Genomic DNA, 12,525 nt, shown 5'->3' on the forward strand with positions numbered 1-12,525 from the left:
GGCGGCTTTATCTTTTATGCCTTGCCGATTACTTTACTGTCTTTGTACCACTCCCAGCACATAAAGTCCGGGAAACGACGATAAAGAGAGCGCTTTCCATTAAGTTTTGACATTTCGTCCGCGAGTTCAGTAAAGTGATGACCTATGTCATCAATCCGCTCCACGGATTCATTGATTTTTAAACTTTCCAGCAACTTATCAATTGTTGTTGTTTTTCCATTTAGATTTTTAAGCATTCCTAATATACATGCAACAAATAACAGAACATTTGATAGCTCAGTAAATTTCTCCCCTGTCTCCTCTTTATATAGCGCAGCCCCAACGTTTAAAATAGCAAGCACCCGTGAAGGAATCGGAGGATGAGTATTCTTAGATAATACTCCTAACGTTACATTATCCAGGTCGGAAATAAGACAATATAGTCCAATCGAAATACCGGCTAAGATGACGAACCAACGATTATTTGAGCTCGTCAAGAAGTGTTTCCATACAACGCCCATTTTGTCATTCTCATCTACCTCTATTTTTTCGAATCGAGACGCTTGATAGTTCATAAATTGAAGGGTGTATCGTAAGCCATTTAAATCCGCGTCCGCCTCCAGCGCTTGGCTGGATAGGGATGGTCTCTGCAATGTACTATGCGACTCCGATGCTCCAAGCGCGAGCTCATCCATAAACCAGTCATCATCTCCTCCTTGAACTGTAGGCCCTTCACTAGCAGCACCTACATTTCTAATACCTTCATGTCCTAGGCCAAGGTGTGATAATTCGTGATGAATGATGAAAGAGAAAGCGATATGTGCGAGAAGGCCGCCAAAACTTTCATAGTCATCATTCTGGAAAGGAATGCCTTTCCACAAGTCCCGCAGAAAATTTTCCTTCCCCCCGTCAAGGGTCAAAATCTGCTGCATCATTCTGTCTACTTGGCCACATACAGATTGAATATTTTTAACTAATCCAGTTGTAATTATTACCCCATCACATTGCACACCATAGAGAGCCCACGCTCCTGGCAGTGAAGTATTCAAAATTGCAAACTGAACGTCCTTCGGGTGCTCCATGGTCTTCTGCAGACGCATAACCAACGACTCACCTAGCTGCGAAAACTGATGCTGTTCGGCGGAAAATGTTCCATTTACACCTAGAAGATGGGGTGCAGAATCCCATTTAGAATTCAATCTCAAGTAATTCTTTTTAATCCAATTAGTTAAGTATAATTTACTCACATGCTCCCCATTAAATATAAAATTACCTATGATGCAAGTGGATTTTAATGTAAGTCGTCATTTTTTAATTTAATTCAAACGGTGTATACTGACTCTGAATGTCTGGTAAATTTGCTCTTTCTCTGTAGGCATAGGACCATTATTTTTCCGAATTCATGGGCCGATTTCAGCCGCAAACGGCCAATAGTGGCAAATTTCTGTGCGGAAAAATCCACACAGTCTCATCATAAGGGCGAGCGTCCGCTTGTGTTAATGTGGCCGATTGCAGACAGTCCTAACCACGAACAACAAACGCAGTGCTCATCAACCATGCAGGCCTGCTCCAATTGAATAAACTCGCAACTGTGCCAATCAACGAAGATAAATTCCTTCCGAGCTTACCGTTTTCCCTACGCGTATGTTAGATTTCGCGTATATTCACCCTGTTTAAATCATTTATCTATTGGAGACACTATGACGTCGTACGCAGAGTATGTGGAACAAATCGCAAAATTGCAATCCTTGGCCGAAGCTGCCCGCAAGGATGAACTCAGTGGTGCAATTCAAAAAATTAAGGACTTGATGCAATTGCACGGCATCACCGTGGAAGACATCACCACCGGAGGACGCGTGAAGCCGGCAAAATTTAAGGGTACGGTCGCGCCGCAATTTAAGAACCCCGGAACAGGTGAGACCTGGACTGGCCGTGGTCGCGCACCACGCTGGCTTGATGGCAAGGATAAGGAAGACTTTCGCATCAAGGACTAAGGCATACGTTTCTGCAAAGCTAGGACAACAAAGCAAATCAACAATGTGAATGGCAACACGCTAGCAAAGTTGGTCACCACTAATTTATCTCGCACACTTTGACTATGAGCACTCGAAAACCCATCAAACCCTACCCGATTTCCGAAGCACAGCTCTTGGGGTTGAAGAATGAATTGTATAGTGCACGCCGCACAATAATTAATTTGATTCCCGACGAGACGCTTCGTAGCATTCTACTGAGCTATCAAGAATGTAAAGTTGGTGACAATGCATGGGCATGGGCTCAGTCGATGTCCGACAAGATTACAAATTTAGCGAAGGCGCGCCCGGCTGCAGAAATGGGCGACTTCCCGTCCAACTCTCCTCGAGCCTGTTGCCCACTTTGCGGTGGAGAAAGCGAAGCCGTCGCAAAAGGAATTAGCGGTTTTGCGGTCCCAGAAGGTCTTAAACGACATCTTTTGGGTAGCCATATGACCGGTCAATGTAAAGTACTCGCGGCAGCGATGCAGTTATGTCGAGAGCACCTGGATGAACTTGATGCGCCGAGGTAGTTTGAGTAACACCCAGTGCTCCGAAGCACTAGGCCATGAAGCTGGCCAATGTGAGCGTTTGTGACGCGCTGCTGTTTCTGCAACTCAACCAGATGTGTGTAGAAATCACGCTCACCTCGCTTAGAAGGGACAAATGGCAAAAGGACGTACGGTGCTTCGCGAACAATGCACCCTCAGCATTCCTCGTCCAAAACAGACTCAAATGCAGCAAGTAGTTCTAGCGCATCCGCAATTTCAGCATCTTGAACGCAACCGGCCCCTTCCCGATAGCAACGCGCATATCTCTTTATTGAAACTGGCTGCAAACTCCGCGCCGCTTCCTTTAAATGCACAAACGCTCTCTGTTCGTCGCGTGCACCGTCCAGCCCGTCCAATAACACCATCCCTAGATTGTGGTGGCCAGCCCAAAAATTTTGCTGTGCCGAGAAATCGAACCAGTACTTCGCTATCGGCCCATACAGCCGAGCATCATCAAATACGCGATTCTTTCTTCGGCCGAAGGAGAGCATCCACCCAACGGCATTCTGCTCAACAGGATTACCGTTTAATGCGCCTTCCCATGCGGCAATGTCCTTAGAGTCACGTGCCTCCAGATAAAGGCTGAAATCTCTAAAAACCAAACCAGTATCAGGGCTGCGATGCAGCAAGACTGCCTTCCAAACTCCATTAAACGGTGGTGTCGATTCAATTAGCACGACTTTTTCAAAATCATATCCGCCGCAGAGGGCAAGTGCGCCCACAAAGTAAAATAGGCGCTCGTCGCCAACGTCCGTTGCCACTCCCCTGACCGAAAGAATGCCATTCTCATGATGAATACTGACGTGCTTCAACGCGCGCCATTTCTGTGCGCCGGGCTTTTTAGGAACCGGTTCATTGCAAGGCAGGACCGTATTTTTTTTTGCTACAGGGTTATCGGTGCATGGGTGTTTAGGCCATGGTGAGCCTACGTCGTCGAAGAAGACTCGCGCTCCAGACTCGGACTGAAAAAAATAAACGGGTGCATTGCAGACAGGACAACGTGCATTGGGATTCATGTAACCATGAGGAAGCAATGCTGATACGCCAACGGTACTTGCAAACACATTCGGGTTTGCAGTGGCACAGGAAATTTGTACCGAGCCTCCAAGCGCCCCACCTCTCCCAGTCCCCGTGCCACCACTTCCCCGATGGCCGTCTCCCCCCCATCCACAAGTACACCCCGGCGGGTGATTCCAAGAATTGCACATCTCAAGCCTCTCGTCAGAGATTTTATTGACTTCGTGAGGTAATAATAAACGCGACTAATACAAACAACCCTGTTCAGCAATCGCCGAACAGAGTTTTTACCACCTATCGGTTCACTTGGCCAATGCGGGAGTAGCGGTTGGCTGTCCGGCGAGCGCCGCATCCTCGCCCCTCTCCCCGTCCTCAAATACCTTTACCGTGACTACCCGATTTTCAGCTGGAGGTCCGAAAATGCTCACTCCTTGTTGGCGCCCCAACGTCACGACGTAACTTGCGGGCACATGCAGTTCGAAAATAAGGTAATCGCGCACCTCTTCAGCGCGAGCTACGCTAAGGCGTGCGTTCTTCTGCACGTTGCCGGTGGCGTCGGCATAGCCCATCACCTCAACTCGCAGTTCGCGAGGGAACGGCCCTTTGACGACGGAATTGAGGTCTTGTTTGGACTTCCCGGACAGGCCTGACTTGCCGAGCTCGAAATACACTTTCGTCGCGCCCTTAGTCTGCCAGTTTCGATACCGTTGCGATACTGAGACTATGCCCAGGCCTCCCAAGCTGCCCTCCACCGTCCCAAGCCTGGTCTGAACATTGCCTAGAGCAGCCATGACTTCGGTTTTTTGCGAGACTAGCATAGTAGCTAGCGACCGAAGGTCGGGAATATCAGGCACTGGCACGATTGGCGGCTCACTCGGCCCGCCTACGTCACCAACGCGCTTCGGATTTTGGTTCGTATTGACTGGGAGGTTCACTCCAGAAGCAGCCGCAGCGGCGTTCTTGTGAATATCCTCCAGCGACTGGGTTGGATTGGCCGCCTGTGCAACAGCCGCGTTGAGCCTGGACGTGGCATTGTCGGGGTTGAATGTCGACCCGGAACGCATCTCGGCGATTTTAGCGGTGAGTTCTTTCAAAAGACCAGTAGCCTCGGTCAACCGCGCCTGCGCCTCCGGGTTGTCACTGCGCGCCAGGGGTGCAATACTGGCCAAGGCAAATTGCACGTAGATATCGGACCATTTATCATCCGATATTGCGCCCACCGCCCAAGCCCGGCAGAGCCTGTCCATCTGAATTTGTCGCTCCGCAGCCTCGGGCGACAAGACTACTCCCGTTTGACTCCAGCCCCCACCGAACCCGCCAACGAGCAATTTCAGCTTACCGCTGACTTCGTAGTTCTTGCCGATGACATTGCTGATGGATGTGCATCGCTCGGCTACACGTGCAGTAGTTGCCATACGCTCGGGGCTCCAGGGCATCCATGCACAGCCGGACATGAGCATCAGGCACGCCAGAGCCACTGACCCAGTACTGAACCTCGGCCCGAGGCTTATCATGCTGCACAAAAGCCGGCGAGCGGCTTGTTCTCGGGCTTCGCCGGAGCTGTAACACTAGCGGCAGAGGCCGCCTCTGCATAAATCACAGTCATGGCCGACTTGACGCTTGCGGGCTTGTTCGAGAAGTAGGTATTCAGCGTGGAACGCATAGCCGCAGCGAGCCGTTGCACTATGTAGGCATTTTCGGCTAATGCTGCTCGAATGTACCGACCACATGCGCTGGCTTCAATACCTCCGAAAGTCCCAGTCAGATAGCCGGTATAGGAGCTAGCCTTGAGGAACGAATCGTCCGAAATCCCTCCATACGCCTTTTGTAGATAGGGTTGTGGAATTTGAGCAGCCAGCGCTAGCGGGGGAAAGGCAGCTAACGTTGGACGCATATTCATCGCAACATCAAATTTTTGCGAAGCATAGGCGGGAAAATAGTTAGAACCCGCAGCAATGATTTCGTCCACCGCATCTTGAAATGCTGCTTTATAGGTGTCCTTGCTGGCCTGCGTCAAAGTTGCGTCTTCGTCGATGACCTTGTTGAACCGGCAGGCATAGTTCTCGAGAACAGTGCGAATCACTGTCGGCCCCATTGCCCCGTACATCGTTCGGACATATTCCGCGCCTGCGTTAACGTTCGCCAGCTTTGGAAGACTGTCGGCCTTTTCGAAGGCAGCGGGCATCGTCACGCGTACCATTCCACCATATTCTTTAGCTTCAACAGAGAATGGAACCAGGGGGCAATTAATGAGCGCGGCTGGCGCTGGAGTAGCTGCAGGTGCAGCCGGAGCCGCAGGTGCAGCTGGAGCTGCCGGCGAGGTCTGGGCGCAAGCAAGCGACGGGAATACGAACGCGGAACAAATCAGAAGAGCTCGAATCATATATCTTCCCCAGTTATTTTTGACTAACGGAACCCCTTAACGATATATCGGTACTTCACAACTTCTCTGTAGCGCTCTGAAAAGATGTTCGCATGAAAATATCTTTATGGCAAGAAAATATATTGATAGTTGTTGGTTTTACCACACTCATTTGCCAGAACGTGTCCCCGAGTTAAGACTAGCTCACACGTCGGGATGCGTTCTCGGCAAATATCGATTCCATAATCGAAGTCGGCCCAGGGGGGTTGTCGGCCGGCCTCTACAAATTACCGAATTGGTTGGGGAAGTAACGTCATTGGTATCGACCTGCTGGAAGCGTAAGAGGCCGTGATGGCGGCGGCCGGTTCTGTGGGCGTGGATGATGCTGTGGTCAAAGCGGATGTGCGGGCGGTGATTGCGGCGAGCCCCAGTGGCGGGGGCGAGTTTGTTGGGCGCGTGTTGGGGCGGCAAATTGCTGATTAAAGAAGGGGCGCTGTGTTTTGCTGAGCGAGCTCGCAAGCGCCTCCAGTTATCGCACGGCGAATGTTGCCCCAAAGATTCGGACGTGCGATACTATCTTATTAACATTCCTAACTAGAAGGCGAGCTATGAATAAAGGTGCCACATGGGGCAAGTGGGACTTGCACATTCATACGCCAGCCTCGTACGAGTGGAGAGGCGGTCGTCGCCTTCGCGACGTCAATTCCGCTGATGAACGCAAAGTACTTCTTCGCGAAGTAATAGAAGGTATCAATGCGTCTGGGTGCGTAGCCGTAGCTTTGATGGACTATTGGACGTTTGACGGCGTAACGGCTCTTCGAGATTATTTGGCGCAAAGCGACGCAATAGCCTGCAAAGCGACGATTTTCCCAGGGATGGAACTTCGCATGGTCTCGCCAGGAGACTTTCGGCTGAACATGCATGTGCTGCTGAATCCGACACTTTCGACCGAAAAATTACAAGCATTCAAGGCCCAAATTAGGCTAAGCGTTACCGGGAAACCGTTGACCGACGAGTACCTGATTGAGTTTGCTCGGGAACATATATCAGAACAGCGTTTGGGTGAATTAGGGACTTCAAAGGCCAAGGTGTTGGGTAGCAAGGCTGCCGCGCTAGATGCAGCATCCAAGACAGCGGAGGTAACCCCAGATTCAGTCATTACGGCGCTCGAATTGTTCGGGCACAGTGAAGCGATTCTCTTTATTCCATTTGACACTAACGACGGTGTAAAGAAGATTCGGTTCCGTGAACACCATGCGTTTCCGACCGAATTACTCGCCATGGAAGCAATTTTCGAGGTGTCGAATCCAGGCACCAGAGACGCTTTTGTTGGCATTCAAACAGAAGCAAACAAAGCCTACTTCAACGAATTTCAGGAAGCCATTAAACTGCCGAAGCTGGCGGTCCGCGGCAGCGATGCGCACACTATTTCCGAATATGGAAAGTTCCCAAGTGGGCGAATTACATGGATTAAAGCTGCACCCACCTTTCAAGGACTTCTACAAGCCTGTAAGGAGCCAGCAAACCGGTCATACGTTGGCTCGCTACCGCCGAAAGTCGATTTTGTCACCAACAATCCTCATCTTTTTATTGAGTCGGTCCAGGTACGCAAGCGCCCAAACTCTCCAGAGTTGGGAACCTGGTTCGATGGCATTGACCTCCCACTCAACCAAGATTTGGTCGCACTAATCGGTAGGAAAGGCAGCGGAAAGAGCGCACTAGCGGATGTACTTGGACTTCTTGGCGACACGCCAAATGGGCGCCATTTTTCGTTTCTTTCTGAGCACCGGTTTCGATTGCAGAAGGACAATAAGGCAGCGTCATTTGAGGCGAAATTGAACTGGCGGCAGAATACCAAAGTTCCGGAATGGAGACAGCTCTCAACCAGTCGTCCGGCGTCCGCAGTTCAACGAATCAAGTACCTGCCGCAAAGGTACTTTGAGGAGCTTTGCAATGACCACGTTCAAGGTGATGACACACTCCTGCAGGACGAACTGCGGGAGGTAATTTTCTCGCACATCCCTTACGACGAGCGCGACGACTCACGTTCGCTGGACGAACTCATCGATAAACGCAGCGAAGGAATCGAGCGCCAGATTGCAGAACTCCGCAGCCGACTCAAAACACTAAATTCGAGAATTCTGACCTTGGCGAACGAAGTGACTACGGACGCGCAAAAGGCACTACGCGAGTCGGTTCGACTGGCATTATTGCGATTGAAGGCGTTACGTGGTAATCGCCCGTCTGTGCCTGAGGTCCCATCAAATGGCGATATCGGGACCCAACTGGCCGCTGAGAAAGTAGACAAGCTCAACGCCGACATTCAGGTTTTAGAAGAACAGAGTCGTACGGCGGAAACCCAGGTAGAACTCCTAAAAAGTACCGTTCGAACAATAGACGATGTCACAGCGCATTTGGACAGGATTGAAAAATACATTGAAGCGGAGAAGGCACTTTTAGCCCCGAAACTTCAAACACTACGATTCAATGTTCACGACATAATCAAGCTTGGTATTGAACGTGAAAGATTTTCCATCCTCAAGGCCGAGACTGAACTTCGATTAGAGGAGCTGCGAATCACTCTTGACCCGGCGACCAAAGGGGCACTCGTCGAAAAGTTGACAATACTTCGGCAGTCAAAGACAGATGAGCAAGCAAAGATGAATGAGCCAATGCGGCTTCACCAAGAAGCGCTGGCGCGCGCCCAGTCGTGGAAAGAGGAATGGGACGATGCAGTCGGAACCCAGGAACGGCCCAGCTCATTTGTCGGCCTCTGGACGCAAATGCGCGCAATGGATACCCGTCGCAACGAACTTGCCGAATTGCTAGAACGCCGGCTCACGATTGCAGTGGATATTCAAACTTGCCTTAAGCAACGCGCCGAACTGCTTCGCACACTGTTCGCGCCAGTGCAGGCACTTATAGACGATGAGCCACAAATCAGAGATGCGCTTGGTGTGCGGTTCTCAGTACGTTTTTCGTTTGATGCGTTTGCAGTTCGGCTCTTCGACTTCGTAAAGCAGAGCGTAGGGTCATTTGTAGGAGCAGAAGAATCCAAAGCACTTGCCCAGACTCTCCTCGCTACACATGACCTGGAGACCGACACTGGTCTACGTTCCTTTCTCGCCGCTGCATACACAAAACTTACGGCCACGGCCGCAGGAAAACCCGTACCACTCACGTCGCTATTGAAATCTGGTCGCACCGTAAATGAGCTACTGGATTTCTTATTCGGCCTACAATACGCTGAGTTGAGTTATGGTCTTAAGCTCGGGAATGTTGAACTTGAACGCCTGTCGCCTGGGCAGCGCGGAGCGCTGCTCCTTATATTCTATCTATTGGTCGACCGTGAACGCATCCCAATTGTTCTAGACCAGCCAGAGGAGAATCTCGACAACGAAACTGTATATCAATTACTTGTTGGGGTGATTACGCGTGCAAAACAACATCGGCAAGTCATCATGGTCACGCACAATGCTAACCTTGCCATCGCGTGTGATGCTGAGCAGGTAATAGTTTGTTCAATGGACAGGGATGGCTCAAATCGAATAACGTATCTTTCCGGAGGCATTGAAGATTTAGAGTTAAATCGTGCAGCCGTAGATATTCTAGAAGGCACAAAACCTGCCTTCGAAAACCGCCGTCGCAAATATCAATAGATTCTCTGAAAACGTAAAATATTCACAGAATACGCAAGCAACATCAATCATTTAACTATTCTTAAACAATGCCGAGTAAATATAGTCCGTATCCAAACATTTTATTTCATTTCACGGGCTCTCTTGGGCTTAGAGGAATAATATCTGAGCGGCGTTTCAGGTTAGCTTACGCAAAGGAAAAAATAGAAAATAACTCAACAACTCGAACTTTCGGCGTACCTCAAGTATCCTTTTGTGACCTTCGCCTTTCCGAATTGCCGGTTCACATGAAGAAATATGGCAAGTTTGGAATTGGACTTTCCAAAGAATGGGCTTTAAGGAGTGGACTCAATCCGGTAGCCTATGTGAACAAATCGAGCGAATTCACAAATAACTTACTTAGTGGAATAGACACTCTCTTCAAGCACTTGGAAACTATAGATGACCATATTGAGTCTAAGGAATTGAATTCGGCCTACATGAAGATATTTAACGTGATTCGACATATTAAAAACTACGAAGGTGAACTCATCCGAAATAATAAAAATATGGGGTCATATCGCTTCGCTGACGAACGTGAATGGCGGTACGTCCCATCACTGAATAGTAATTCATTCCCGGTGCAACCAGAAAATAGAATTGACACGAGAGAGAAAAAGAAAGCACTGGCAGAGCTCGCTTTGCCTCTCGCTCTACCTTACGCAGCTAAAGACATAGCATATATCATCGTCCCAGCTGAAAAAAACATTCAACCTATCAAACGCCTAATTCATAACTGCTTTGAAGATGATGCGGCAACGATGGAACATCTTTTAGCCAGGATACTGACAGCGGAACAGATTTCCGCTGACATGTAGAGGCTTCTGCTACTTCAGACGCTTAGACCCTCAGAAATGCGTTTACTCGACGCCTAGTGCTTTGAAAACCGCATCCACCGGGTCCGAGTAAAAGCTTGTTTGAAACTTGGCAAACAACTCGCCGGGGACCGTCGCGATGTCGGACACACTCGACATTGGCAACAGGATGCGCTTAGCCCCGGCATCAAACGCCACCTGCATGCATTCCGCCAGGTTGCGCACTTGCACAATAGTGCCGCCCAAGCTCATATCTCCCATGACAGCTAGCTGTGACTGTACCGGTTTCGCCAAGGCTGCAGAACATAGGGCAATGAAACTTGCAAGGGTGAGTGCCTGCGGCGCGCCGCTGTTCTGCAGCTCAACCAAATGAGTGTGGAAGTCACGCTCCCCCGGCTTGATAGACGCACTGACGCGGGATGAGTTGGCTTTGAAATAGTCAAACGCCACCCGTACCGCTTCACGCGGCGCCACTCCTGATACGTTTGCTTTACCCGTGCCGGGGATAGATTGAATCTCCAGTCGGTAGATGCCGGGCATCTCGGATGAGCCCATGCTGATGGTGTGCAAGGTGCCGGGGTTCAAGCGCCCCTCCGGGACCAGCGCGCCGCCCGATTGTTCGGGCACGGTCACAAAGCGCTCAACACCATCCTCGAGGTCGATGTAGCTGAAATGCACGTCGTAAAACTCCATGCCGCCGATTTTCTTTAGCTGCTCTTTGATTCGGCGGCGTGCCTCCAGCGCATATTCCAGGCACTTGCGCACCGAATCCTTGGTGTATTCGCCGTTCGGGCACACCAGCTTGAGCAGGCCTGAAGTCGTACGCCTCACAGCGATGGTGTCGCGCTGATTCAGGTTGTTGCCCAGTTTAAACCACTTATCGATGGCGTCCGCAAAGCTTTGCTTGCGCATCTCGCGCAAGTATTCAGCGAGATAATCGACAATCAGCCCATACTGGTTGGTGAAAAACTCGGGCCGCATTTTAGGAATTTCCCAGCCTGGCACATAAGCGTGGAAGCGGTCGAAAAATGCGGAATCTATCATCGCTTCCGGGAATGGCGCCAACAGGTGCGAGGTCTTGACCAGCGACTCTACGCTCTGGTTGATGTTGCCCACAAATACCATTGCGGCGCTGGCATTGATGGACTCCCTCCCCCGGCTGAAAGAGCCCGAAGCCATGTAATCCTTCATGATTTGCACGCCATCATGGTCTTTAAAGTTGATGCCCGCCACTTCATCGAACGCCACAACGTCCCACAAACCGACCAGACCAACCTTGCGCGCGCTCATGTTGTAAAACAGGTTGGCCACCGTGGTTTGGCCGCCCGATACCAGAATGCTGTTCGGACTGATTTCCTTGTAGATGTGGCTTTTGCCGGTACCGCGTGGGCCGAGCTCGCAGAAGTTGTAATTGTTTTCCACCAGCGGGACCATGCGTGCGAGCAGGTGCCACTTGACCCGTTCCTTGAAGTGGCTGGGCTCCATGCCGGTCGAACGAATCAAGGCATCAATCCACTGCTCATCCGTAAACGACTTGCGCGCCTCGAACAGGGCCGCCATGTCCATGTTGGGCATCTGAATAGGCTTAAGCTCCGTTACCGTAAATGGTGACCCCTTCTGGTCCTCTTCATAGAAGTACTTCAGTGTGACGATGCACCAGATGCCACCGACGAGTAATTTTTCGAACTGGCGCACATAACTGCTGGAAATCTCGGCGTTCTTTACACCGAGGTTGGACAGCAGCGCCTCGTACACATCCCGCTTTTCATTGAGCTTGACGGTGACCTTGTCGATGACCTTGTAGGTACCGCTTTCGCGGACCTTGGATTTGACCTTTTCCGCCTCGTCCGCGCGCACGTAGTTTTCCGTGAGAATGCGCTTGACGTTGACAAGACCGTTCTGGATGACGGCTTCATCATTGCTTGCGCAGTACATGCCCAGCAGGTACTCCAACACATACACTGGCACGTTCGCCCCCTCTTTAATCAGCTTGGTCAGGTCTTTACGCACGACCTTGCCAGCAAAGTGGGTGTTGAGCAGCGTGTCCAGACTGCTTTCCGTCAGTTCATGGGCGGATGTGTCGGCGGGTGTCGAGTTTTCCATCATTTCAAT

General features: G+C 50.5%; 8 protein-coding genes. 3 read left to right on the forward strand and 5 right to left on the reverse strand.

Features of this window, described 5'->3' with window-relative positions:
• Positions 1-14: 14 nt before the first annotated feature.
• Positions 15-1,226 carry a hypothetical protein gene (locus AC54AG_RS08795; RefSeq protein ID WP_496630060.1) on the reverse strand — a complete coding sequence of 404 codons (1,212 nt, stop codon included), beginning with the start codon at positions 1,224-1,226 and terminating at the stop codon, positions 15-17.
• Positions 1,227-1,679: 453 nt separating this feature from the next.
• On the opposite strand from AC54AG_RS08795, the gene AC54AG_RS08800 reads away from it, so the two are divergent.
• The gene (locus AC54AG_RS08800; RefSeq protein WP_496630061.1) at positions 1,680-1,973 is read left to right on the forward strand and encodes an H-NS histone family protein; all 294 of its coding nucleotides are present in this window, start codon (positions 1,680-1,682) and stop codon (positions 1,971-1,973) included.
• A gap of 724 nt (positions 1,974-2,697) precedes the next feature.
• Here the strand turns inward: AC54AG_RS08800 and AC54AG_RS08805 are convergent.
• From AC54AG_RS08805 to AC54AG_RS08815, 3 genes are all read right to left on the reverse strand, one after another.
• Positions 2,698-3,606 (reverse strand): tetratricopeptide repeat protein, encoded by a 909-nt coding sequence (locus tag AC54AG_RS08805; protein ID WP_496630062.1) that lies wholly within the window; start codon positions 3,604-3,606, stop codon positions 2,698-2,700.
• Positions 3,607-3,861: 255 nt separating this feature from the next.
• Positions 3,862-4,974, reverse strand: coding sequence for an OmpA family protein (locus AC54AG_RS08810; RefSeq protein ID WP_496630063.1), 1,113 nt, complete (start codon positions 4,972-4,974; stop codon positions 3,862-3,864).
• Between the two features lie 95 nt (positions 4,975-5,069).
• Complete coding sequence (locus AC54AG_RS08815; protein ID WP_496630064.1) at positions 5,070-5,750, reverse strand: hypothetical protein; 681 nt, start codon at positions 5,748-5,750, stop codon at positions 5,070-5,072.
• A 779-nt stretch (positions 5,751-6,529) separates the two neighbouring features.
• On the opposite strand from AC54AG_RS08815, the gene AC54AG_RS08820 reads away from it, so the two are divergent.
• Complete coding sequence (locus AC54AG_RS08820; protein ID WP_496630065.1) at positions 6,530-9,580, forward strand: TrlF family AAA-like ATPase; 3,051 nt, start codon at positions 6,530-6,532, stop codon at positions 9,578-9,580.
• 68 nt (positions 9,581-9,648) lie between these two features.
• On the forward strand, positions 9,649-10,416 hold the full coding sequence (locus AC54AG_RS08825) for an abortive infection system antitoxin AbiGi family protein (RefSeq protein WP_496630066.1): 768 nt from the start codon (positions 9,649-9,651) through the stop codon (positions 10,414-10,416).
• Positions 10,417-10,458: 42 nt separating this feature from the next.
• Here AC54AG_RS08825 and brxL read toward each other — a convergent pair whose 3' ends face one another.
• On the reverse strand, positions 10,459-12,519 hold the full coding sequence (gene brxL, locus AC54AG_RS08830) for a protease Lon-related BREX system protein BrxL (protein WP_496630067.1): 2,061 nt from the start codon (positions 12,517-12,519) through the stop codon (positions 10,459-10,461).
• Between the last annotated feature and the right edge of the window lie 6 nt (positions 12,520-12,525).

This window comes from Janthinobacterium sp. BCJ23 (genome assembly GCF_059617945.1).

Excerpts from the sequence above, each read along its gene's own strand:
- brxL (WP_496630067.1), bottom strand. The coding sequence starts at position 12,519 with ATGATGGAAAACTCGACACCCGCCGACACATCCGCCCATGAACTGACG.
- AC54AG_RS08810 (WP_496630063.1), bottom strand. The coding sequence starts at position 4,974 with ATGGCAACTACTGCACGTGTAGCCGAGCGATGCACATCCATCAGCAAT.
- AC54AG_RS08800 (WP_496630061.1), top strand. The coding sequence starts at position 1,680 with ATGACGTCGTACGCAGAGTATGTGGAACAAATCGCAAAATTGCAATCC.
- AC54AG_RS08820 (WP_496630065.1), top strand. The coding sequence starts at position 6,530 with ATGAATAAAGGTGCCACATGGGGCAAGTGGGACTTGCACATTCATACG.
- AC54AG_RS08825 (WP_496630066.1), top strand. The coding sequence starts at position 9,649 with ATGCCGAGTAAATATAGTCCGTATCCAAACATTTTATTTCATTTCACG.